We start from the raw sequence: 22635 nt of genomic DNA, 5'->3' as shown, positions 1-22635 counted from the left end.
TTGGGGTGAGGGTGAAGCCGATCCCCACCCTTCGGCTCAGACGGCCACCTGCAGTGGCACATGCTGCTTCTAGCCAGGCAGGCCACGTCGGCCAACGCGACACACATGCCTTTGTGCACATCCATCCGACGCCATCGGCGGCCTAGCATCGTCGCTCCCTGCCGAATCTCCGATGCTCATGCCCTGCTTCCTCCGTGCCAGCCTGCTGGCCTGCGTCCTGCTCAGCGGAACCGCGCTGGCCGACGCGCCCGACAAGAACGCTGCAAAAACCGACACCAAATCCGATGCCGCGGCCGCCAAACCCGTGCCACTGCCGGCCGATGCCAGCGTGCGGCAAAGCACCCGCGTGGGTGGGCGCACGCTGAGTTACACCGCAACCGTCGGCACGCTGCCGGTGCGCGATGCGCAGGGCAAGACCACCGGCGAGGTGGTGTTCACCGCCTACACCGTCGATGGCAAGGACCGCCCGGTGACCTTCGCGCTGAATGGCGGCCCCGGTGCGTCGTCGGTGTATCTGAACATGGGCGCGATCGGACCCAAGGTGGTCGGTTTCGGCGCCGAAGGCGACAGCGCCTCCGCGCCGGCGGCGCTGCGCGATAACCCCGGCACCTGGCTGGACTTTACCGACCTGGTGTTCATCGACCCGGTCGGCACCGGCTTCAGCCGCGCCCTGATCGGCGACGACGAAGCCAAGAAGCAGTTCTACAACCCGCAGGCCGACGTGGAATATCTCTCGCGTGTGGTCTACGACTGGCTGCTGAAGAACCGCCGCCTGCAGGCACGCAAGTACCTGGTCGGCGAAAGCTACGGCGGCTTCCGCGGCCCGCGCATCACCCAGTACCTGCAGACCCGGTTGGGCGTGGCGATGAACGGCGTGGTGCTGGTGTCGCCGTATCTCAATCCCACCCTGGACGACAACAGCGATGTGTCGCCGCTGGCCTGGATGATGACGCTGCCCTCGATCGCCGCCGCACACCTGGAACGCCAGGGCCAGCTCAGCGACACGGCGATGCGCCAGGTGATCGATTACACCCGCGGCGACTACGCGGTGGCACTGATGAAGGGCCGCACCGATCCGCAGGCGACCGAGGCGATGCTGCAGCAGGTCACCCGCATGACCGGGCTGGACGCGACCTACGTGCGCCGCTCCGGCGGGCGCCTGGAAACCCAGGCCTACTTGCGCGAGGTATTCCGCGACAAGGGCGAGCTGGGCAGCCGCTACGACGCCAACGTGACCGCGTTCGACCCCTTCCCCAACGATCCCGAGCAGCGCGCCAACGACCCGCTGCTGGACAGCATCATCGCGCCGACCACCACCGCGATGGTGGACTTCGTCACCCGCGTGGTCGGCTGGAAGGTCGATGCGCGTTATCAGGCGCTCAATTACGACGTCAACACGCTATGGGACTGGAACGACGAACTGCGCAAGGGCGCGGTGACCCAGCTGCGCCAGTCGGTGGCGATCGACCCCAAGCTGCGCGTATTGATCGCGCATGGCTGGAACGATCTCTCCTGCCCGTTCATGGGCTCGATGCTGACGGTGGACCAGATGCCGACGATGGGCAGCGACTCCAAGCGCGTACAGGTGCGCGAATATCCCGGCGGCCACATGTTCTACAACCGCGCCGACAGCCAGGCCGCGTTCCGCAACGACGTCAAGACGATGTACGAAACCCGCTGAGCACCACCATCGCAGGCCGCACACGCGGCAGGCGATGCATCACGCCAGCGGCAACTAAACGCGCAACCAGCCACGCTGCCACCAGGCAGCGCAATCACCCTCCCGACCGCCGCGCACACGCCTTACCCCCGTTAATCCGGAGCGGCAAGCGCTGTCGGACGCTGATCAGCCGCACATATCAGGCAGCGCACCAGCTGCTACGAATCCCGAATTCCGAATCCCGAATTCCGAATCCCGAATCACCATTCCCGATTCCCGAATTCCGAATCCCGAATTCCGAATCCCGAATCACCATTCCCGATTCCCGAATCCCGATTCCCCATTCACAACGCCCCAGCCCGAACAGCCTCCACATTCCACCCCAGCCACTCGTAAACCTGATAGCGCGCAATGCCCAGGTACTCGTGCAAGGCGACATCGGCCACGGTGAAGTTGTAGCTCTGCGGCAACCACGCCCAGGACGCGGTCAACCAGTCCGAGCGCACCGGCGTGGCGTCGATGCCGAAGTGGCGGAAGTACAGCTCGGCACGCCGCAGATGCGTGGCCGAGGACACCAGCACGACCCGCTCGGGGCGGTACTGGCGCAGCAAGGGCTGGCTGAACTGCGCGTTCTGCCAGGTGTTCATGCTGGACGGCTCCATGATCAGATCGGCCTGCGCGATGCCCAGCCCGATCAGCACCTTTCGATACACCACCGCCTCGGACAGGCCCAGCCCGCGCGCGTCGCCGCCGCTGATCTCGATCTTGCAGTCGCCGCCATGCGCACGACACTGCCGGTACAGCCGCGCCGACTCGACGATGCGGCCGTAGGCGAACATGTTGGCCTCGGCGGTGGCGTCGGGGCCATCCGGCCGCACCGTGCCCGCGCCCAGCAGCACGATCATGTTGCGTGCGCGCCAGTCGTTGAAATCGTTGACGCCGGTCTGCTGCAGCCCGTGCAGCATCCAGCTCGCCAACGGACCGCAGCCCACCAGCAGCAGCAACGCCAATGTGGCCGCTGCCAGCGCACGCGCACTGCGCAGCCAGCGCCGGCGGCCGATCAACCAGGACAGCAAGAACAGCACGCACACCAGCGCAAGCATCATCGGCGCGTTTCCTCAGGCAGGACGCGTTGGCACATCAGGGTCGAACGGGATGACCTGCAACTGGGCACGCCACGGTTGGCGTGCATGCTCGCCCACCGAGGTGACCACAGCGCGACATCGCTCAGGTCCAGCCGAACCATTCGAAGCAGCGCAGGATCAGATACGCCACTCCGCCAGCAGCCGGGATGGTCAGGATCCAGGCCCAGACGATGCGCTCGATCACACCCAGCCGCAGCGAGCGCGGGTTCTTGGCAAAGCCCACGCCCATGATCGCGGTGGAAATGCTGTGCGTGGTCGACACCGGCATGCCGAAGTGCGCGGCCACGGTCAGCACGGTGGCCGAGCTGGTTTCTGCGGCAAAGCCGTGGATGGGATGCAGCTTGACCATCTTGTGGCCGAGCGTCTTGATGATCTTCCAGCCGCCCGAGGCGGTGCCAGCAGCCATCACCACCGCACAGGTCAGCACGATCCACATCGGAATGCCGGCGCCCGCGGCCAGGCCGGTGCCCGGATGCAGGAACGACAGCCAGCTCGGCAGATCGTCCAGCGCACCGGCCGACTGCGCGCCGATCAGGGTCATGGCGATGATGCCCATGGTCTTCTGCGCGTCGTTGTGGCCGTGGGCATAGCCCATGTAGGCAGCCGAGGCGATCTGCGCCTTGCCGAAGAAGGCATTGACCCAGCGCGGACGCGCCAGCCGCCCGATCGGCCCGCCCAGCCGGGCCATGCCGGCGATGATCGCCCACAGTAGCAGCATCACCACGATGCCGAGCAGGAAGCCGGCGATCGGTGAGGTGATCATCGGCACGAACACCTTCCACAACAGGCCCTTGTTCTTGGCCCAGTTGCCGATGTTTTCCGACCAGATCAAGGCGTTCCAGTTGTTGTGCGCGGCGGCCAGGCCGGCGCCGCACAGCCCGCCGATCAAGGCGTGCGAGGACGACGACGGCAGGCCCTTCCACCAGGTGATCAGGTTCCAGATGATGCCGCCCAGCAGCGCGCACAGGATCACCTGCGGGGTGACTTCGACCACCTCGGTGTTGAGCAGGCCGGAGGCGATCGTCAGCGCCACTGCGGTGCCGGTGAGCGCGCCGATCAGGTTCATGCCGGCGGCCAGCATCACCGCCCAGCCCGGCGACAGCACCTTGGTGGCGACCACGGTGGCGATGGAGTTGGCGGTGTCGTGGAAGCCGTTGATGAACTCGAACACCAACGCCGCCAGGATCACCACCAGAACTAAGGTAAGCACGCGGCGACCTCAGCTGTTCTTCAATACGATCTGGTACACCACCACCCCTGCCTCGCGGCAACGGTCGATGGCCTTTTCCAGAATCTCGAAGAATTCCTTGAGCAGGAACATCTGCAGCGTGTCCAGGCGACCGGAATAGATGTCGCGGTACAGCTCGAGCATCAGCCGGTCGGCCTCGTTTTCCAGCATGCGCAGCTTGTCGTTGAGCGCGGTCATGCGATCGATGTTCATCTGCGGCAGGTCGGCCACCATCTCCACCACCACCGCAGCGGCCTGTTCCAGCATCGCCGCGCGCGGGGCGAAGTCGATGTGCTCCAGATGCTTGGTGGCCAGCGAGTAGCGGTCGGCGAACTTCTCGACCTGCTTGGGAATCTTGTACAGCGCCGAGCCCAGCGCTTCGATGTCCTCGCGCTCGATCGGGGTCATGAAGCTGTCCACCAGCGCCTGGCCGATCTTGTCCGAGGCGGCGCGTTCGCGCAGGCGGGCCAGCTTGAAGGCGTCCAGCGCGGGTTGGCGGTCGGACGTGCGCATCATGGCGTGCAAGGCCTTGGTGCTGTCGTAGGCGGCCTGCGCCGCTTCGTTCAGAAGCGCATAGAACTGCTTGCCGGAGCCGAAGATGGTCTGCAACGAGAACATGGGTGGAAAACTTCCTGCCGTCGAGGGAGAGACGGACGCCAAGCGCGAATTATGACCGTTCCATGACCTGTCTGGGTATCTCGGCGGCGCAGGCGGCCTTCACATCGGCATTTCCCGGCTCGAACCACCCTGTGGTTTGCTAACATGCTCCCGCGCCCTCGGGTGCACCCTATGGAAGACGACCCTATATTCCCCCGTTGCCGCCCCGCCCCCGTGCGCGCCGGCCAACCCAGTGCTCGCCCGCCCTCCCCTTCACTGACCGGGGAAGACGCCCGTGGTTGAGTTTCTGATCGTCATCGCGCTGATCCTGTTGAACGGCTTCTTCGCGATGTCGGAAATGTCCCTGATGACCTCGCGCAAGAGCCGGCTGAAGCAGATGGCCGGCTCCAGCAAGCGCGCCGCCCGCGCCCTGGCGCTGGCCGAAAGCCCGGAAAACTTCCTGTCCACGGTGCAGATCGGCATCACCCTGATCGGCATCCTGACCGGCGTGTTCGGTGGCGAGGCGATCGGCGAGGCCATCAGCAGCTGGCTGCAGGGGCTGTTCCCGGCGCTATCGGCCTCGTTCGAGCTGGTCGGCAAGCCGCGCCCGTATTCGGTGGTGATCGGCAGCACGCTGGCGGTGGCCCTGATCACCTTCCTGACGCTGATCTTCGGCGAGCTGGTGCCCAAGCGGCTGGCGCTGCGCAACTCCGAGGACATCGCCGGGGTGGTCGCGGTGCCGATGGCGTGGCTGGCAAAGATCGCCGCGCCCGGCGTGTGGGTGCTGGCGCGCTCGACCCGGCTGGTGCTGCGCATGCTCGGCATGGGCAAGGACGAATCGGCATCGGTGACCGAAGAGGAGATCCGCATGCTGGTGGCCGAAAGCCACGAGGCCGGCGTGATCGATGCGCACGAGCGCGACATGATGAACCGCGTGATGCGACTGGGCGACCGCACCGCCGACAGCCTGATGACGCCACGCAACCGCATCGCCTGGCTGGATGCCAACGCCGAGCCGGAACGCAATCTGCTGGTGATGCGCGAACACGAATTCTCGCGTTATCCGGTCTACCGCGGCAGCGACCAGGACATCGCCGGGGTGCTGGAGGTCAAGTCGCTGGTCACGCGCATGGACGGACACGGCGCGCAGCTGTTCCAGGCGCTGCGCGACACCTTGTTCGTGTCCGAATCCACGCATGCGATGAAGCTGCTGGAGATCTTCCGCGAGGAACAGCAGTCGATGGCGCTGGTGGTGGACGAATACGGCGAAATCCGCGGGCTGGTGACCATCAGCGACCTGATGGGCGCGGTGGTCGGCCGCCTGCAGGCGGTGGAAAACACCGACGAGGATGCGCTGGTGGTCACGCGCGCCGACGGCTCGCTGCTGATCGACGGCTCGCTGCCGGTGGAGGAACTGCGCGAAGTGCTGGGCGCCGAACTGCCGGAAGCTGATGAAGGCGACTACCACACGCTCGCCGGCCTGTGCATCTACTACTTCGGGCGCATTCCGCAGGCGGGCGAATTCTTCGATTGGGCCGGCTGGCGCATCGAGATCGTCGATCTGGATGGCGCACGCGTGGACAAGCTGCTGCTGAGCCGCGTCAGCGACGAGGGCAGCGATGACATCGTCGGATAACCGCGTACCGCCATCGGATGGAGCGGACGGCGCGCAGATGCGCTATCGCAACGAAGGCATCCGTAGCTTGCTGGCGGCCTTCAGCGAGGGCGATCCGGAGCATGTGCTGCGGGTGCGCGAGATCCTGGCCGATCTGCAGCAGAGCGCATTCGGGGTGTTCCTGTTCCTGGCGATCCTGCCGTCGTTCATTCCGATTCCCGGCCTGGCCGGCGGCATCAGTGGCCCGCTGACGGTATTGATCGGGCTGCAGATGATGTGCTGCCTGCGCAAGCCGTGGGTGCCGCGTTTCATCGGCGATCGCGGGCCTCGCCGCAGTACCAGCCAGCGTTTCGTCGTGCGGCTTGCGCCGACGTTGCAGCGCCTGGACCGGCTGCTCAAGCCGCGCCTGCACGGCATGCTGGACCGGATGCCGGCGCAGATGGTCACCGGCGCGCTGCTGGTGCTGGTCGGCATCCTGCTGACGCTGCCGATTCCGTTCACCAACTACATCTTCGGGCTGATCCTGCTGCTGTTTGCGCTGGCCCTGCTCGAGCGCGACGGCGCATTGCTGCTGGTGGGCTGGGCCGCTGCGCTGATCTCGGTGGCGGTGTTTGGCGTCACCTCGGACCAGTTGCTGGAACTGATCCGCGGTTGGTGGCCGGCCGCCTGGCGCTGAGCGCGCGACGGCCGGCGCACCTGGGGCGCAGTTACTTCAGATCGACCACGCGGTTGTCCGACAGGCTGCCGGTATCGTCGGTCACGGCCGTCATCACGAAGTACAGCGCCTTGCCCAGCAGCCCGCTCGGGCCATCCCAGTACTCGGCCGATTCGGCGCGCACATGGATCAGGCGCAGGTTGGGGTCGTCCTTGCCACCGGGGAAGAACACCTTCATCGCCGGCGACCACAGCTGCTCGATTTTGGCGCGGTCATCGACCACGCGTGCGGTACCGGCGACCGATACGTAGCTGTTTTTCGAGGCCGAGGCGTAGGCCACGTTGACGCGCGGATCGGCGGCGATTTCAGCCACCTTCGGGCTGTCGGCGGCGGTGGCGAACCACAGGTCGCCATCGAATTCGACTTCCTGCGTCCCCAACGGCCGGCTCACCAACTTGCCGTCGGCCGACACGGTCGTGAACATCGCGATGTCCACGCCGCGGATCAATTCCGCCAACTGCTTGATGCTCTCGCTGCGTTCCTGAAATTGCATGCTGGTCTTCCCAATGGAGGTGCATGCATCTGAGCGGATCGCCGCGCAAAGCGACGTGAATCACGCAGGAGTCACGTCCAGCTCGCGGCAGGCCATGGCGGCGATTTCGAACGAACGCAAACGCGCGGCATGGTCGTAGATGTTGGCGGTGAACAGCAGTTCGTCCGGGGTGTGGCGCTCGATGAACTCGGCGACGCCCCGCGCGATCTGCTCGGCATCGCCCAGCACCGTGCATGCCAACGCACGCTCCACGCCGGCACGCTCGTGCGGCTGCCAGAAGCTGTCGATATCGTCGATCGGCGCGGGAATCTTGCCCGGCTTGCCGCGACGCAGGTTGACGAAGCTCTGCTGCTGGGTGGTGAATAGGCGGCGTGCCTGCGCTTCGGTCTCTGCAGCCACCACATTCAAGGCCAGCATCACGTGCGGCTTGGCCAACTGCGTGGACGGACGGAACTCGCGGCGGTAGATCGCGACCGCCTCGTCCATCGCGTCGGGCGCGAAATGCGAGGCGAACGCGAACGATAAGCCCATCGCCGCGGCCAGCCGCGCACTGAACAGGCTGGAACCCAGCAGCCACACCGGCACGTCGAGACCGCCCCCCGGCACTGCCTGCACCAGTTGCCCCGGCACCACCGGCGCGAAATAGCGCAGCAGCTCGGCCACGTCCTGCGGGAAATGGTCGGCGCTGTCGAAATAGCGGCGCAGGGCGCGCGCGGTCGGCTGGTCGGTGCCGGGCGCGCGGCCCAGGCCCAGGTCGATGCGCTGCGGATACAGCGAGGCCAGCGTGCCGAACTGTTCGGCCACCTGCAGCGGCGCATGGTTGGGCAGCATGATGCCGCCGGCGCCGACGCGGATGGTCTTGGTGCCGCCGGCGACATGGCCGATCAGCACCGCGGTGGCGGCGCTGGCGATGCCCGGCATGTTGTGGTGCTCGGCCAGCCAGTAACGCTGGTAGCCCCAGCGCTCGGCGTGCTGGGCCAGATCGAGCATGTTGGCGAAGGCGTGGGTGGTGTCGCTGCCTTCGCAGACCGGCGCCAGGTCGAGCACGGAAATGGGCGTCATCGGATGACTCCGGGGAATGAGTGATGTGCAAGAGATGGGGCTGGCCAGGCGGCTTTGCCACCTGCCCAGGTGGCGCTGGGGGGATTACAGCATTCCAGTGGTCAAACAACGGGAGGATCTGCAGCTGGGCACTGCCCCGCTCCGTGCCCGGGCCCGCGCCTCGTTGCACAGGCGCTGCAACGCAGGCGCGGCAATGGCGTGCAAGCCATGCATGCGCCCCGGAGAGCGGGCCTTCGGGCCATGCGCGATGGCTGTTGATGTCTGGCGCTCGCCGGATCGCCTGCGAATGCAGTTGCCTGACCGCGAAGCACGGGCGCCGGGTGACAGGGCTGCTGGCTATGATGGACACCGCACTGGCAGCGCCTGCATGACGATGGCTTCGACCGCTCCGCTCGACCCCGCTTCCGCCACCCTGCACATCGCCGCGCGGATCGACCGGCTGCCGGCCAGCGCCACGCTGTGGCGGCTGGTCGGCCTGCTCGCGCTGGGTGGATTTTTCGAGTTGTACGACCTGTTCCAGACCGCCTACATCAGCCCGGGGCTGATCCGCGACGGCATCTTTGCCAGCGCTGCCGATGGCGCGTTCGGCATGTCCGACCAGGCCGCGTTCGCGGCGGCGACGTTTCTGGGCCTGTTCGTCGGTGCCGCCCTGTTGAGTCCGTTCGCCGACCGCTTCGGGCGCCGTCCGGTGTTCACCTTCGCCCTGATCTGGTACACCGCCGCGACCGTGGCGATGGGCCTGCAGCACACCGCCACCGGGGTCATCGTGCTGCGCTTGGTGGTGGGGATCGGCCTGGGCATCGAGCTGGTCACCATCGACACCTATCTGTCCGAGCTGGTGCCGCGGCATATGCGCAGTGCCGCATTCGCGTTTGCATTCTTCGTGCAGTTTCTGGCGGTGCCTGCGGTGGCGCTGACCGCCTGGCTGCTGGTGCCGCATGCACCGCTGGGGGTGAGCGGCTGGCGCTGGGTGGTGCTGCTGAGCGGAGTGTTTGCCCTGGCGATCTGGTGGCTGCGCAGCCGGTTGCCGGAATCTGCCCGCTGGCTGGCGGCGCAGGGACGTCATGCCGAAGCCGATGCGGTCGTGACCCAGCTCGAAACGCGCTGCGTGCGCGATCTGGGCGCGCCCCTGGCCGCACCGCAGGTGGCCGCCCCTTCGCCGGCCGGCGACACGCAGACCGCGATGCTGTGGCGTGCGCCGTATCGCGGGCGCATCGGCATGCTGGTGGTGTTCCATATCTTTCAGGCGATCGGCTTCTTCGGCTTCGGCAACTGGTTGCCGGCATTGATCTCGGCGCAAGGCACCGGCGTGACCAAGAGCCTGGCCTATTCCTTTGCGATTTCGCTGGCCTACCCGCTGGCGCCGCTGCTGTTGCTGCGCTTTGCGCAGCGCTGGGAGAACAAATGGCAGATCACCGCATCGGCCCTGGGCGCGGTGCTGTTCGGCGTGCTGTTTTCGCTGCAGCATCAGGCAATCGGCATGGTGCTGTGCGGGGCAATGATCGCGTTCTGCAATGCCTGGATGAGCTTTGCCTATCACGGCTATCAGGCCGAGCTGTTCCCCACCGGCTTGCGCGCGCGGGCGGTGGGCTTTTGCTATTCCTTCAGCCGCCTTTCCACGGCGGTGAGCAGCGTGCTGATCGGTTGGCTGCTCGCCCAGGTCGGCAGCCATGGCGTGCTGGCCTTTATCGTGATCAGCATGTCGATCGTGGCCAGCGTGATTGCGCTATTGGGCCCGCGCACGCGCAATCGGGCGCTGGAAGAGATTGCCGGCTGATCGCGCTGCCGACGCGAGCACGCCACCTGGCATCACGCATCTGAGCGTGCAATCGCATCGGCGTGGGCAGCGGTCTGCGCGGCCACTGCAATGCCCAAGGCAACCGTGCGATCGGCCACTGCGGCCAGGCTGGTGCGGTGCGAGACCACCACCAGCACGGTCTGCGGCAGGCGTTGCCGCAGCATGCACAACACCTGCTGTTCGGCCTCGGCATCCAGTGCGCTGGTGGACTCGTCCAGCACCGCCAGGGTCGGCTTGCGCAACAGCACCTGCGCCAGCAGCAGGCGCTGCGCTTCGCCACCGGACAGGCGCCCATCCGGGCCGTTGATCGGGGTATCCAATCCCTGCCCGGCGCGCTGCAGACGCGCGCCCAGGCCGACGTCGGTCAATACCTGCCACATGCGTGCATCGCTGGTGCCGGGCAATGCCCAGTCCAGACAGGCGCGGACCGTGCGCTGCCACGGCCGCACCCCCTGGCCCAGGTAGGCGCCATGCCGCACCAGGGCGCAATACGCGGTGAAATCCAGCCGGCGCCCGGCCATGTGCGCGGTGAACTGCGCAGGCGGGGTCTGACCCGAGAGCACGTCCATCAGACTGCTCTTGCCGATGCCGGAGGGACCGACGACCAAGGTCAGTTCGCCGGGCAGCAACAGCAGCGGATCGAGAGCGAGCCTGGGCAACGGCGGTGCCAGGCCGATGTGTTCGAGATGCAGGGCTGCCGGCAACGGTTGGGCCGGTGCGGCCGACGCTGGCGGACGCGTCGTGCCCAGCGCCACATAGCGCCGCCACAGCTGCAACGCCGGCCAGGCCGAGCGCAGTTGCTGCACGCTCTGCCGGGTGCTGACCAGATACGGCAGCAGGCGCCCGAGCAGCAGGCTGACGGTGATCAACGCAGCGCGATCCGCGCCCTGCCACAGGTTGGCCAGCACCAGGATGCCGGCGATGGCGGCCACTGCGGTGGCCTCGAGCATCAGCCGGCTGCCCGCCACCAGCGCCTGCTGCTGCGCATAGCCCTGCCCCAATCGAGCCGAAATGCGCTCGTAGTGGCGGGTTTCCAGCGCTTCGCGCTGAAACGAACGCACATGCCGCAGGCGACGCGGGAAATCTTCGCTCAACCAGAACAGCTGCGTCATGTCGGCCACGTAATCGCGGCTGATGCGCGCCTGGGTGTCGCTGCTGGAGATGCGCAAGCCCAGCCACGCCAGTGCCAGCAGCAGCGGCGTCGCCATCAGCAACGCGGGGGCGATCATGACCGCGATGCAGATGCTCACCAAAGCTGTCATGCCGGCCACCAGCAGCTGCAAGGCCGCACTGAAGCCCTGGGTGGCGATCTCGATGTTGTAGGTCAGCACATTGGCGATTTCCGCCGAGCTGGCACCGGACAGGGCCGGCAGCGGCGTATCGATCAACGCCGCATGCACGCGCTGCCGCAACCCGATCGCGTAGCGGCTGGTCAGCCGTGCGGCCAGCCGTGCGCCATGCCAGCGCAGTGCGGCAAACACCAGGCTGACACCGGCAAACAGCGCCACCTGCATCGCCAGACCATCCGCTGAAGCCAGCGCGTAGCCGGCCAGGCGGACGGCATGACCAGGCTGCACCAGCGGCACCAGGCTGACCGCGACCAGGCTGCCGGCCAGTGCGGCCAGCAGCGACAAGCCCACGTAGAGCGCGATGGTCGACACATCCGCCGGCACCAGCGTGCCGACGAAATCGCGCCATAGCGTGCGCATGGGCTTGCGATCTGCAGCCGCGAGTATCTCAGTCACGCCTGACGCTCACTGTGGGATACGGCATGGCGTCGGCTTGAAAGAGGACGCGCTGCTGCCGCGCTGCCGGCGCGCTCACCGCAACACCTGCAGCAGCGCATCCAGCGCGGCCTGCGGATGCGCCCCGCGGCGCAGGGTGAACATGCCGATGCGCTGTACCTGTTGGACAAAGCGCTGCCAGCCCGGTTGCCCGGCCGCATACGGTTGATCATTTGCCAGGCAAGCGGCGATGCGTTCGGCGGGCATCGCCAGCAATGGCTGCGCGGGATCGCTCGCCGGCATTGCCGACAGCATCACCACCGCACACAGTTGCAAGGGCGCGCGCGCCAGCTGCGCACGGCCGTGACGGATGTCGATCTCGAACTTTTCCACACCGCTGCGGCGACGGATGGTTGGCGCGGCACTGATCCACGCGCGGGTGTCCGCATCGACCAGGCCCAGCGCGTCGGCGCGCAGATGCAGGAAGTTGGCAACGCCGGTGGTGAGCAGACTCTCCGGCGCCACGAACACACCGTCTTCGGCGATGAAATCCAGGCCATGCAGCAGGCTGTGCAATGCCAGGGTCGATTTGCCGGCGCCACTGGCGCCGAGCAACAGCACACAGCGTCCCTGCCGGCCCACGCAGGCGCCATGCAACGGCACCAGGCCCATGCCGCGTGCCGCCAGCAGGAACACCGAAAATTCAATCAGCTCGTAACGCACGTGGTAGGCGTGGGCGAGCATGTCGTCGGAAACCACCAGCATGGCGCGGCGCGCGGGCACCGACAACATCAGGTAATTGCAGGCATCCATGACGCCGCACAGCAAGCCGCCGCTGGCATGGGTGCGCACCGGTGGCGGCGCTGCGCTCGAAGCCGCGTGACCACGCGCCACCAGATCCAGCGTGATATGGAATTCCGGCGCCCCCGGCAGGCGATGCGCAGGCAGGCCCGCGTAGGCCAGGTCCACCAATGCCAGCAGCGCTTCGCTGTCGCTTTCGAAGTGGAACAGTGCGCCGAGGATCTGCCGGCGCACGCACTGCCGACGCGGCCGATGTTCGTCGAACGGATCTGCTGCCACTGCCACCGCATCCGGCGCACCAGTGCGTGCGTCATCGCCCACCGGCATCAATTGCACCAACGCAGCCGACTGCGGCATGCCTTTCCATCCATTGCATCGATCAGCCGGTGTGTGCCGAACGGCAACAGAAAGGTTGCCGCATCCGCATCGGCACCTGTGCCCCATGCACGCCAACGACGGCATGCCGATCGGCGCAACCAAAGCCACCTGCATCCGCACCTACTGCCGAGCCGAATGCCGGTGCCTGCGCACGCCGCCGCTGCGCGCACCTGGCGACAGAACGAGAGCCTTGTGCAGATGCTAAAGATCCAGGTCAGTCATTCGTATTTCCTGCGTTACGACCCCAAGCAATGGGAGCGCGGCAAGCCGTATCCACCGCTGGCGACGCTGCAGGTTGCCGCGTTATTGCGCGAGCGCGGCCATGCACTGAGCCTGTTCGACGCGATGCTGGCCGACGATGTGCAGGACTACACCGGCGCCTTGCACGCTGCGCAGCCTGACCTGGTGGTGTTCTACGAGGACAACTTCAACTTCCTCACCAAGATGTGCCTGAGCCGCATGCGCGAGGCGGCCTGCCAGATGATTGCGCAAGCGCGCGCGGCCGGCTGCCGCGTGCTGGTCGCCGGCTCCGATGCATCCGACAACCCGGATGTGTTTCTGACTGCCGGCGCGCACGCGGTGTTGATCGGCGAAGGCATCGCACCACTGCTCGAACTGGTGGCGCGCGTCGAACAAGATCCCATCATCGATACAGACGCCTGGCTCGCGGGCGTTGCACGTATCGCCGTCAGCTCATCTGCTGCAGCACACGTGCATCGTGGCGCGCAACCGCCGGACGCGCGCCTGAGCGGCCTGCCGGCCTGGGACCTGGTGGACATGCCGCGCTATCAGCGGTTCTGGCGGCAACGGCACGGCTATTTCAGCCTCAACATGGCCGCCTCGCGCGGTTGTCCGTTCCGCTGCAACTGGTGCGCCAAACCGATCTGGGGCAATCACTACAAGCGCCGCGATGCGGAAGACGTGGCTGCCGAGATGATCCATCTCAAGCGCAGCTTCCAGCCCGATCACCTCTGGATGGCCGATGACATCTTCGGCTTCCATATCGATTGGGTGGAAACCTTTGCGCAGCGCCTGAGCGATGCCGATGGCGCGATCCCGTTCACCATCCAGACCCGCGCCGACCTGGCCAGCGAGCGTATGGCTGCCGCGCTGGCACGCGCCGGCTGCGCCGAGGCCTGGCTGGGTGCCGAAAGCGGCAGCCAGCGCATCCTGGACAAAATGACCAAGGGCACCGAGGTTGGCGAGGTCATCGCCGCACGCCGGCGCCTGGGTGCGCACGGGATCCGCGTGGGCTTCTTCATTCAACTCGGCTACCTGGGCGAAGAACTCGAAGACATCCTGGCCACGCGCGCACTGGTGACGCAGGCCAACCCGGACATCATCGGCGTCAGCGTGTCCTATCCGCTGCCCGGCACCAAGTTCTACGAGGAAGTGAAAAACCAGCTGGGCGGCAAGACCCATTGGCAGGACAGCGACGACCTGGCGATGATGTTCCATGGCGCGTACGACTCGGAGTTCTACCGCAGCGTGCGCGATCTGCTGCATATGCAGGTGGACCTGCAACAGGCGCGCGTCACGCTGGGCGCCGATGCGTTTGCACAGGCCTCGGACGCGCTGGAAACGCGCTGGTCCGCCTTGATCGCCAGCGAACGGCAGCACCGCACCGCGCCGCTTGTCGGCACTGCCGCACCTCAACCGCGCCAGTTGACCAGCGTGCTGGTCGGCTGACGCGCAAACCGCCGACCTCGCCTCCCGACCTCACGTTGCCTTTCTCGGAATCTCCGCCGCATGCAGCCTTCCCTTCGCACCATCAAGCACGGCCTGCAGACGGCCACCGAACGGCTGGCCCGGGAATTGGCGCAGCCCGGCGAGGCGGTGCCGCAGTGGAACCGGCTGCAATGGCAGCTGGCCGCAGCCGCGGCGGCCGCGCATGGGGTGTCGCCGCTGCTGCAACGTCGTTCGCTGTGGCAGGACGCCGACTGGACCGCGTTCCTGCACGAGCAACGCAGCCATGTCGAAGACCGCCATCGGCGCATCGCGCTGCTGCTGACACGCATCGACGCGGCGGCGCGTGCGGCGGGCATCGCCCTGGTCGGTCTCAAGGGCACCGCCCTGCATCGGCTCGGCGTCTATCTGCCCGGCGATCGCCCGATGGCCGATATCGATCTGCTGGTGGCGCCGGAGGATGCGCCTGCGGCGGCGGCGCTGTTGTGCGAACTCGGTTACGTGGCCTCCTTCGAACAATGGAAGCACCAGGTGTTCAAGCCGCTGCAGGGCGAGGCGGTCGCAGGGCTGGGCGAGCATCGCGATGCGCCGATCAATCTCGAGCTGCATACCCGCATCCAGGAACGCCTGCCGCTGAGCAGCGTGGACATCACCGCGCGCATCCTGCCGGAGCGTGCGCAGCCGGGATTGAATCCCTACCCGTCGGTCGGCGCGCTGATGTGCCATCTGCTGCTGCATGCGGCCGGCGGCATCTGCCAGCGCAGCATCCGCCTGATGCATCTGCATGACCTGGCATTGCTGGCCACGCGCATGGGCCTGCGCGACTGGGAACAGTTGTGGGACGACCCGGCCATGGCACCGTGGTGGGCGTTGCCACCGCTGCTGCTGTTGCAACGTTATTACCGCAGCGTGGTGCCGCCGGCAGTGATGGCGCGGCTGCAGGCCGATTGCCCGCGCCTGCTGCGCATGCGTGCGGCTCGCCAGACCCTGACCACCGCTTCGTGTTCCAACCTGTGGTTGTCGGCCTTGCCTGGCATCGAATGGTCACGCTCGCTGGGCGAAGCGCGCCAGTACCTGCGCAACCGGGTGGTGCCGTCGGCCGAGAGCCGCAAGGAACGTGCGGACATGCTGCAGACCCAGTTGTGGCTTCAGGACCAGCCATGGGTGCGGCAGACCCAGCTGCGCCGGGTGATGACGCGCCTGACCCGGCCGGTGCCGCGCACCGACATGCTGTATGTGGTGCGTGCAGCGCTGGACGGCTATCTGCAACCAGCCTGAGCGCGGCCGACAACGCTGCTGCGCTCACTGCCGCGCCGGCGCGGCCGATGCCCGGCGGCGGCAGGTATCAGCCGCACAGTCGGATTCCGGGCGCGCCGTCCGCATCCATCCATCGGCCGATCGCGACGTCTTGTTGGTGATTCCAGGACTTCGGCAGGCGTGCACAGGCTGCCGGCTTGTTCAGCCGATCGCCCTTGCGAGGATGTCACCAGGTTCGGCCTGGCAGCCTCGTTGCTGCACCGCGCGTACTGCATGGCGGCCGCTGCAGGCTGCGTCCTTGCAGGCGCAGTCAGCGCAGCGGCCGCGCCTCGCACAGCTGCCGATACAGCTGCTCGAACAACCGCGTGGTCAACGCCGCGTCCTCGCGCACCGCACGGCATTGCGCTGCCCAGGCCAGACGCAGCCGCAGCTCATCGTCGGCCAAGACCTGGCGGACGGCTTCTGCCAGCCCGGCCCAGTCGCCAGGCGGTACCGCGAGCGCGCACACCGGTGCCCACTCGACCAGATGCCCGACTGCGGTACCGACGGTGGGCACGCCGGCGACCGCCGCTTCCAGCAGCACCAGCGGGCCGGCTTCGTGCAAGGACGACAGCACCAGCAGGTCGGCCGTCTGCATGATCGGGCGCAACTCGCGCTGGGTCTTGAAACCGAGAAAACGCACCTGCGCGCCCAGGTCCAGCTGGTGCACCAGGCGCTGCATGGCACCATCCAGCGTATCGACGCCGACCATGTCCAGGGTAAAGGCGACACCGGCGCGTTTGAGCGCCGCCATCGCCTGCAGCAAGGTGGTCTGGTCCTTGACCGGATTGAGGCTGGCCACATGCAGCAAGCGGGCGATGCCGCCGCTGCGTGCACGTGGCGCGGCCGCCGGCCAGGCCCGCAGATCCACGCCCAGCGGCACCCGCTGGGCGTGGATGCCGAGCGCCTTCAGCGACTCCAGGATGGGCGCGCTGGGCGCAGTGACGCGGTCGGCCAGGCGCAGGATCACCGCTTCGCGTAAACGCCCGCGCCAGCGCTGCCGGCCGCCGTAGCCGATGCCACGCAACGCGACCAGCTCGCCACCGGCGATATGCACCACGCTTGGACGGCGCAACAGCCTTGCCGCGGCGACCGCGATCAGACTGCAATAGCCGGAAAAGATCGCCTGGATCACATCGAAGGGAGCACGCCGGTGTTCACTGGCAATGGCGGCGATCGCGCGCGTGCGGGTGCGCCTGGCGCCGATGTTGTGCACGGTGGCGCCGCGCAATGCCCAGGTCCCGGGCAGCGGCTCCTGGTGCAGCACGAACACATGCACCTGGTGATGGCGCGCCAGCCATTCGATCAGGGTCAGGAACACCGGGATCACGCGGACCTCGCCGCTGCGGTCCACGCCACCCGGGACCACCAGGGCCAGCTTCATGCGCCCCGCCCTGACGCGGCCAGCAACCGGGTGTACGCATGCTTCCAGCGTTGCCCCACCGCGGCAAACGACAGCCGTGCCTCGAAATGCGCGCGCACCTGTGCGCGGTCGGGGCGTTGCCGGAAGAGCCGCAACAGCAGTTCCGCCAGGGCCGAGGCATCGCCCACCGGCCACAACGCGCCGACTGCGCCGCCATCGCTGAGCGCACGAAAGGCCGGGATATCGGTCAAGAGCGGCAAGGTGCCGCAGGCATACGCCTCCACTGCGGCATAACCGCAGCTCTCCGCATGGCTGGCGGAGACGAACAGGTCGCAGGCACGCAGCAGCGTTTCCACGCGCGCATGCGGCACCTTGCCCAGCAGCTGCACGCAGCGCGCCAGCGACGGATCGGCGCGCAGGCGCTGCTGTACCTGCTCCAGCAAGGGCGCCTGGTCGAACACGCACCACAGCCGCAGCCCCGGCAACACGCGCGCGGCCAGGGCGACGGCATCGAGCACGCACAGCGGATCCTTGGCCGCGCTCAGATGCCCGACCCACAACACGCAGGGGTCGCCATGCAGGCGGGTGTGCTCGCGTGCCTGCAGGCGATCGCCCGGCGAGAAGCGGCTGCTCGATTCGGGAATCGCAAACAGCTGCGTCCTGGCCTTGAACAGGCGCGCCTGTGCGAACGGATGCGCCATGTCCAGCGAGGTGAACGCGATCCCGGCGGCGGCAGCGTAGCGACGCCGCCACACACTCCGGGCCCACCAGCGCGGCAGGCGGTTGGCGTGATCCTGCAGCAGGATCGGCGTATGCGGCAGCAGGCGCGCGAGACGACGTGCATCGCCGGCAAATTCCAGACCGTGGACATGGACCACATCGGCACCGATCTTGTGCAGCATCGCCGCAAGCAGCGTTGCGCGCTGCGCACTGCCGCGCGCACCCAGCTCGACGAAGCGGTAGTCCACGCCCTGGCGGGTGAGCCGCAGGTTCAATGCAGATGCCTGGACCACCGCCACGCACACCCCGGCGCTGGCGACGGCCTCGGCGATATCGGCCAGCGATGGCCATTGCGCGAACACCTGCTCCGCGGTCAGGCCGGCCGGCGTCGGCACTAGATTGAGTTGCGCCACCCGCAAGCTCATGACAGCGACCACGCACGGATTACACGGCCTGCAATCGCGATCCCGCTACTTGCCGCGCACTGCGCGGTGCGCGAGCGGCAAGGCTTGCCCGCGGCCGAGGTGCTGCAGGCACACGCCAGCATGACCGCCACGGCGCTCACGCGATGCGCCGCAGCCGCAACACCAGCGCAACCGGCACCTGCAGCGCGGCCTGATCGAACCGTGCACCGGGCGCGATGTCGGCCGGGTCCAGCATCGGCTCGGCCACCGCTTCGATCTCCATCCCCAGCGCCGCACAGGCCGCATGCCAATGGCTGTAGAGATGTTGCGTATGCCGCACCGCGTACTGCTGGCCATCGGCCTTGAAGTCGCGCCGCCAGCCCAGCGCATGCCCGATCGGATGCACGTCGCTGCACAGCACGATGCCGCCGACGCGGGTGACCCGATGCAGTTCTTCCAGCGCCGGCCACAGCCGCTGCAGATGGCCGACCACCAGGCCGCAGACGCTGAGATCGGCCACTGCATCGTCCAGCGGCAGCTGCTCCAGGCTGCCCTGTTGCAGGCGCATCCGCGCCGCTGGCCAGTGCTGCGACAGCTCGGTGTGCGCACGCTGCAGCATCTGCGGCGACAGATCCACGCCGGTGACCTGCAGCGCGCCGCGCCGCAAGGCATGCAGCATGTAGCGGCCGCTACCGCAGCCGGCATCCAGCACGTGCTGGCCCTGCAACACGCTCGGCATCAGCGCGAGCATGGCGCGCTCCTCGGCCAGCATCACCGGATTGTGCGCATGCGGCGGATACGCCTGCGCCCACAGCGCATACGCCGCTGCCGGCTCCAGCGTCGGCACTGCGCTCACGACAGCGCACCGCTGGCGGCCATGGCCATGGCCATGCCGGGCCGGTGCGCAGCCTGCGCCAGGCGCTGCAGGCCGGGTTCCAGTGCCAGCACCGCCGGATCGGCCAGCGTGGCATCGAGCAGCTTGGGCCGGCCATCCAGCAGTACCGGCACGGTCGGGACGCCTGCAGCGTCGAACCAGTCGGCAAAATCCGGGTCGGCGATGCGCGGGACGCCATCACGTATCACCGCACGCAGGTCGCTACGTGTGCAGCCCACCACGCTGTCGGCCGGGTCGCCACCGCGGTCGCGCACGATCACCAGATCCGCCGCCGCCCCCGGCGCCAGGCGTCCACGCGTGGCCATGCGCAGGATGCGCGCCGATTGATGGGTGACCAGGCCGAGCAACAGATCCGCGGCCAAGCCGCTGCTGGCGGCGATGCGCAGTTCTTCCAGCAGATCGCGCGAACCGCTGACGCGCGAATCGTTGCCCAACGCAAGCCGGCCCGCCATGCACAGGCGCCAGGGGTCGAGCGTGCGACCCAGCAGCGCAAGATTGCTCGACGGGCACCACACCACCGCCGCGCCGCGTGCGATCACCTGCTCGATATCGTACTCGCCCATGCCCACGCCGTGGATCAGCACGCTGTTGGAGGCCAGGCAACCGAGCCGATCCAGTTCCTCCAGCTCGGCGGCCGCCACCGCGTCGGTGCCTTCGGCCAGGTGGATCATCCAGGGGTGCTCGGGCGAGGTGGCGGCAAAGCTGCCCTGCACCGGTGGGCCATAGCCGGTCCACCCCAGCGCATAGCTCCAGCCGAACTCACGCAGCAGGCCAACCGGAAAGCCGGGCTCGTCCAGGGTGGCGTGCCACGGGTCGTGCTGCGCCACGCAGGTGACGCCGGCCAGCAGATTCTTCAATCCACCGTGACGCAAACGCACCGCCTTGGGCACACGCAGGGCGGCGGCCACCTCGGGATGCTGGAAATGCGCCTGGAATGCCTCGATCCACGCATAGCTGTTGGGAAACGCCGCGCCCTGCGGCAGCGGCGGCACGCAGTTGACCTGCAGATGATCGTGCGCATTGATCAGGCCGGGCGCCAGCACATGCCCCTGCAGGTCCAGGCGCAGGCTGCGCGTGCCAAGCGTGCCGCCGAAGCGCCCCGCGCGGATGGTCAGCGGCGCGCGCGAGGGGCCGGCCAGAGTGATCGAGCGCGCGCCCTGCAGACAGACATCGGCCATGGACATCGGCGTCTCCACTCAGCGCTTGCGCATCACGATCAGGAAGTGGTCGCCCATGTCGCGCAGCAACGGCAGGCCGCCCAGCCGGTCGTCGCACTGGCCCAGGCGCGCGGACAGGCGCGGATGCCGTTCGCAAAAATCCACCAGGTACGGCGGCGGCAGGAACAGGCTCAACGCGCAATAGCGGTCCAGGACGAAGTGCTTGGCGAAGGCGCGGTAGAACTCGCGCGGCAGGTGGTACCAGGTCCAGATGGTGTGGCCGTTCATGCCCACCGCGGTGACCCCGCGCGCGGCGCGCACCGCGGCGCGTTTGAACCGCCCGCGCACGCTGTAATGGCCGATTTCCCAGGGGCAGATGCGCCCGATCACCGAGAACACCAGGCAGCCATCGGCGCGCAGCAGACGCGCGCATTCGGCCGCCACCGCCGGCAGATCCGGCGCGCAGTTGAGCGGGCCGAAGTTGGAATACATGCCGTCGAAGCTGCCCTGCAGCTGGTCGAGCTGCTGGATGCCGACATGGGCCGCGCTCAGGCGCTCTTGCAGGCCCTGCGCTGCCGCCCGATGGCGGGTGCGCTCGACCATCGCCGGCGACCAGTCGGTGGCCAGCACGTGGTAACCGCGACGTGCGAATTCGCCGGCATCCAGGCCGGTACCGCAGCCCAGGTCCACCAGATGCGAGCCCACCGGCAGCTCGGCCGCGACCGTGTCCCACAAGGTGCTGCGCATGCGCTGGATCAGCGCGTTGTTGCCGCGTGGGCCGTCGTAGTCGGGCGCAACGCTGTCGAACGCGCGTTGCGTCTCCAGCAAGCGCTCCGGGGCCACCGTGCCACCGCGCGCCGCATGCTCATTGACCACCGACATACGCAGCCTCCCACACCGATCCAGCTGTTCTCACGACACTCTCCAGGCGCGACACCGCCAACGCGGCATCGCTTGATTGACCGGTGAGTGCCATGCGCCGGCGGTTTGGTTGCAGCGTGGGCAGCCTTGCGCAGCGTGCCGCACGGCGCTGCGCAGATCAGCCGATAGCCTGCGGGACGGCCACCGTGCGGCGCCGCCATGCATTGCGCAACACCGCCGCCAGCACCGCCAGCCCCGCCCCGCCGAGCAGGCCGGCGGCCCAGGCGGTGACGGCGTTGGGAAACGCCTGCTGCTCGGGCACGTACAACGGCCATGCCAGCGAGGTCTGGTAGGTGTAGCGCGTGGTCAGGCGGGCAATCAGATCGTCGCGTTCGCTCTTCAATGCGCGCACGGTGGTGTTGCTGTCGGTCAACAGCACGCCTGCCATAACCTGGGCCGGCGTGGCCGCGGCGGCGCCCTGCCCGGCCTGCACCTGCTGCTGCAACCGATCGCGGTTGCGGATTGCCGCGCGCAGATCGTCGGTGAGGCCTTGCAGGCGTGTACGCGCCAGTGCGAGCGCCACGGCATTGGTGTCACCGTGCAGGCCCTGCAAGGCGCTCACCGTCGCCATCGCCAGCTTGCGCGCCTGCGCCGACGATTCGGCCCGGATGGTCACCCCGATCAGATTGGCATACGGGTCCGGGTCCGGCTTGAGGCTGCCGCGGTACAGCTGGGCAGCGCGGCTTTTCAGCGGCACGCCGGCCTGGCGCAGCACCGCATCCTGGAACAGCCGCGTCTTCATGCGGTCGATCACGCGCTGGAACGGTTCGACCTTGGGGTCGCGCCCGGCCGGCGTGGGGCCGATCTCGCCGACCTGGATCCAGGCGGTGGCCTCCCACTGCGGCCGGGCCAGGCGGGTGAAGGCCAAGGTCAGTGCAAGCACCACCAGCAGTGCGGCCAGCGCCCAGCGCCATTCGCGGCGCAGGATGCGCCACAGGTCGATCAGATAGATATCGTCGTGTTGAGTCATGGTGCAC

19 protein-coding genes are annotated in these 22635 nt (G+C 67.7%); 6 read left to right on the top strand and 13 right to left on the bottom strand.

The genetic code is table 11. The annotated features are described in order from the left end of the window. The first annotated feature begins 178 nt into the window (after positions 1-178). Positions 179-1681, top strand: coding sequence for a S10 family peptidase (locus tag AC06DU_RS08555; protein WP_478204065.1), 1503 nt, complete (start codon positions 179-181; stop codon positions 1679-1681). Positions 1682-2004: 323 nt separating this feature from the next. Here AC06DU_RS08555 and AC06DU_RS08550 read toward each other — a convergent pair whose 3' ends face one another. The 3 genes from AC06DU_RS08550 to AC06DU_RS08540 form a co-directional block, all read right to left on the bottom strand. Then, positions 2005-2766: a YdcF family protein gene (locus tag AC06DU_RS08550; protein ID WP_154831821.1), complete on the bottom strand. Its 762-nt coding sequence runs from the start codon at positions 2764-2766 to the stop codon at positions 2005-2007. Positions 2767-2887: 121 nt separating this feature from the next. Next, positions 2888-4015 carry an inorganic phosphate transporter gene (locus tag AC06DU_RS08545; RefSeq protein WP_024939559.1) on the bottom strand — a complete coding sequence of 376 codons (1128 nt, stop codon included), beginning with the start codon at positions 4013-4015 and terminating at the stop codon, positions 2888-2890. A 9-nt stretch (positions 4016-4024) separates the two neighbouring features. Continuing rightward, positions 4025-4651, bottom strand: a complete 627-nt coding sequence (locus tag AC06DU_RS08540; protein WP_016902066.1) for a DUF47 domain-containing protein — start codon at positions 4649-4651, stop codon at positions 4025-4027. A gap of 274 nt (positions 4652-4925) precedes the next feature. Here AC06DU_RS08540 and AC06DU_RS08535 point away from each other — a divergent pair, with 274 nt between their 5' ends. Both AC06DU_RS08535 and AC06DU_RS08530 read left to right on the top strand, forming a co-directional pair. Further along, on the top strand, positions 4926-6266 hold the full coding sequence (locus AC06DU_RS08535) for a hemolysin family protein (protein ID WP_016902067.1): 1341 nt from the start codon (positions 4926-4928) through the stop codon (positions 6264-6266). Beyond that, positions 6250-6921: an exopolysaccharide biosynthesis protein gene (locus tag AC06DU_RS08530; protein WP_478204064.1), complete on the top strand. Its 672-nt coding sequence runs from the start codon at positions 6250-6252 to the stop codon at positions 6919-6921. Before AC06DU_RS08535 ends, AC06DU_RS08530 begins: the two co-directional genes overlap by 17 nt. 31 nt (positions 6922-6952) lie before the next feature. Here AC06DU_RS08530 and AC06DU_RS08525 read toward each other — a convergent pair whose 3' ends face one another. Continuing rightward, on the bottom strand, positions 6953-7453 hold the full coding sequence (locus AC06DU_RS08525; RefSeq protein WP_016902069.1) for a pyridoxamine 5'-phosphate oxidase family protein: 501 nt from the start codon (positions 7451-7453) through the stop codon (positions 6953-6955). Positions 7454-7513: 60 nt separating this feature from the next. Then, entirely contained in the window at positions 7514-8515 is a 1002-nt protein-coding gene (locus AC06DU_RS08520) for an LLM class flavin-dependent oxidoreductase (protein ID WP_478204063.1), read from the bottom strand. Positions 8516-8882: 367 nt separating this feature from the next. On the opposite strand from AC06DU_RS08520, the gene AC06DU_RS08515 reads away from it, so the two are divergent. Continuing rightward, entirely contained in the window at positions 8883-10292 is a 1410-nt protein-coding gene (locus AC06DU_RS08515) for an MFS transporter (protein WP_478204061.1), read from the top strand. Positions 10293-10324: 32 nt separating this feature from the next. Here the strand turns inward: AC06DU_RS08515 and AC06DU_RS08510 are convergent, their stop codons facing one another. Next, on the bottom strand, positions 10325-12022 hold the full coding sequence (locus AC06DU_RS08510) for an ATP-binding cassette domain-containing protein (RefSeq protein WP_478204390.1): 1698 nt from the start codon (positions 12020-12022) through the stop codon (positions 10325-10327). Positions 12023-12133: 111 nt separating this feature from the next. Continuing rightward, positions 12134-13195, bottom strand: a complete 1062-nt coding sequence (locus tag AC06DU_RS08505; protein WP_478204059.1) for a phosphoenolpyruvate carboxykinase (ATP) — start codon at positions 13193-13195, stop codon at positions 12134-12136. A gap of 156 nt (positions 13196-13351) precedes the next feature. Between AC06DU_RS08505 and AC06DU_RS08500 the strand changes: the two genes are divergently transcribed. Together AC06DU_RS08500 and AC06DU_RS08495 are read left to right on the top strand one after the other, a co-directional pair. Then, on the top strand, positions 13352-14905 hold the full coding sequence (locus AC06DU_RS08500; RefSeq protein ID WP_478204057.1) for a B12-binding domain-containing radical SAM protein: 1554 nt from the start codon (positions 13352-13354) through the stop codon (positions 14903-14905). A gap of 60 nt (positions 14906-14965) precedes the next feature. Continuing rightward, positions 14966-16180, top strand: coding sequence for a nucleotidyltransferase family protein (locus AC06DU_RS08495; RefSeq protein ID WP_478204055.1), 1215 nt, complete (start codon positions 14966-14968; stop codon positions 16178-16180). A gap of 289 nt (positions 16181-16469) precedes the next feature. Here the strand turns inward: AC06DU_RS08495 and AC06DU_RS08490 are convergent, their stop codons facing one another. The 6 genes from AC06DU_RS08490 to AC06DU_RS08465 form a co-directional block, all read right to left on the bottom strand. Continuing rightward, a complete protein-coding gene (locus tag AC06DU_RS08490) occupies positions 16470-17582 on the bottom strand; it encodes a glycosyltransferase family 4 protein (protein ID WP_478204054.1) in 1113 nt (370 codons plus the stop codon). After that, positions 17579-18706 carry a glycosyltransferase family 4 protein gene (locus AC06DU_RS08485; protein ID WP_349782140.1) on the bottom strand — a complete coding sequence of 376 codons (1128 nt, stop codon included), beginning with the start codon at positions 18704-18706 and terminating at the stop codon, positions 17579-17581. The genes AC06DU_RS08490 and AC06DU_RS08485 overlap by 4 nt, the downstream gene beginning before the upstream one ends. A 136-nt stretch (positions 18707-18842) precedes the next feature. Beyond that, entirely contained in the window at positions 18843-19541 is a 699-nt protein-coding gene (locus AC06DU_RS08480) for a class I SAM-dependent methyltransferase (RefSeq protein WP_047125534.1), read from the bottom strand. Then, positions 19538-20764, bottom strand: a complete 1227-nt coding sequence (locus AC06DU_RS08475; protein WP_184517129.1) for an amidohydrolase family protein — start codon at positions 20762-20764, stop codon at positions 19538-19540. The genes AC06DU_RS08480 and AC06DU_RS08475 overlap by 4 nt, the downstream gene beginning before the upstream one ends. A gap of 12 nt (positions 20765-20776) precedes the next feature. Further along, complete coding sequence (locus tag AC06DU_RS08470; protein ID WP_102253890.1) at positions 20777-21619, bottom strand: class I SAM-dependent methyltransferase; 843 nt, start codon at positions 21617-21619, stop codon at positions 20777-20779. A 157-nt stretch (positions 21620-21776) separates the two neighbouring features. Next, a complete protein-coding gene (locus tag AC06DU_RS08465) occupies positions 21777-22628 on the bottom strand; it encodes a Wzz/FepE/Etk N-terminal domain-containing protein (RefSeq protein WP_478204052.1) in 852 nt (283 codons plus the stop codon). Between the last annotated feature and the right edge of the window lie 7 nt (positions 22629-22635).

Source organism: Xanthomonas sp. NCPPB 3200 (genome assembly GCF_056393585.1).
This window is presented reverse-complemented; position numbering and strand designations above follow the sequence as displayed.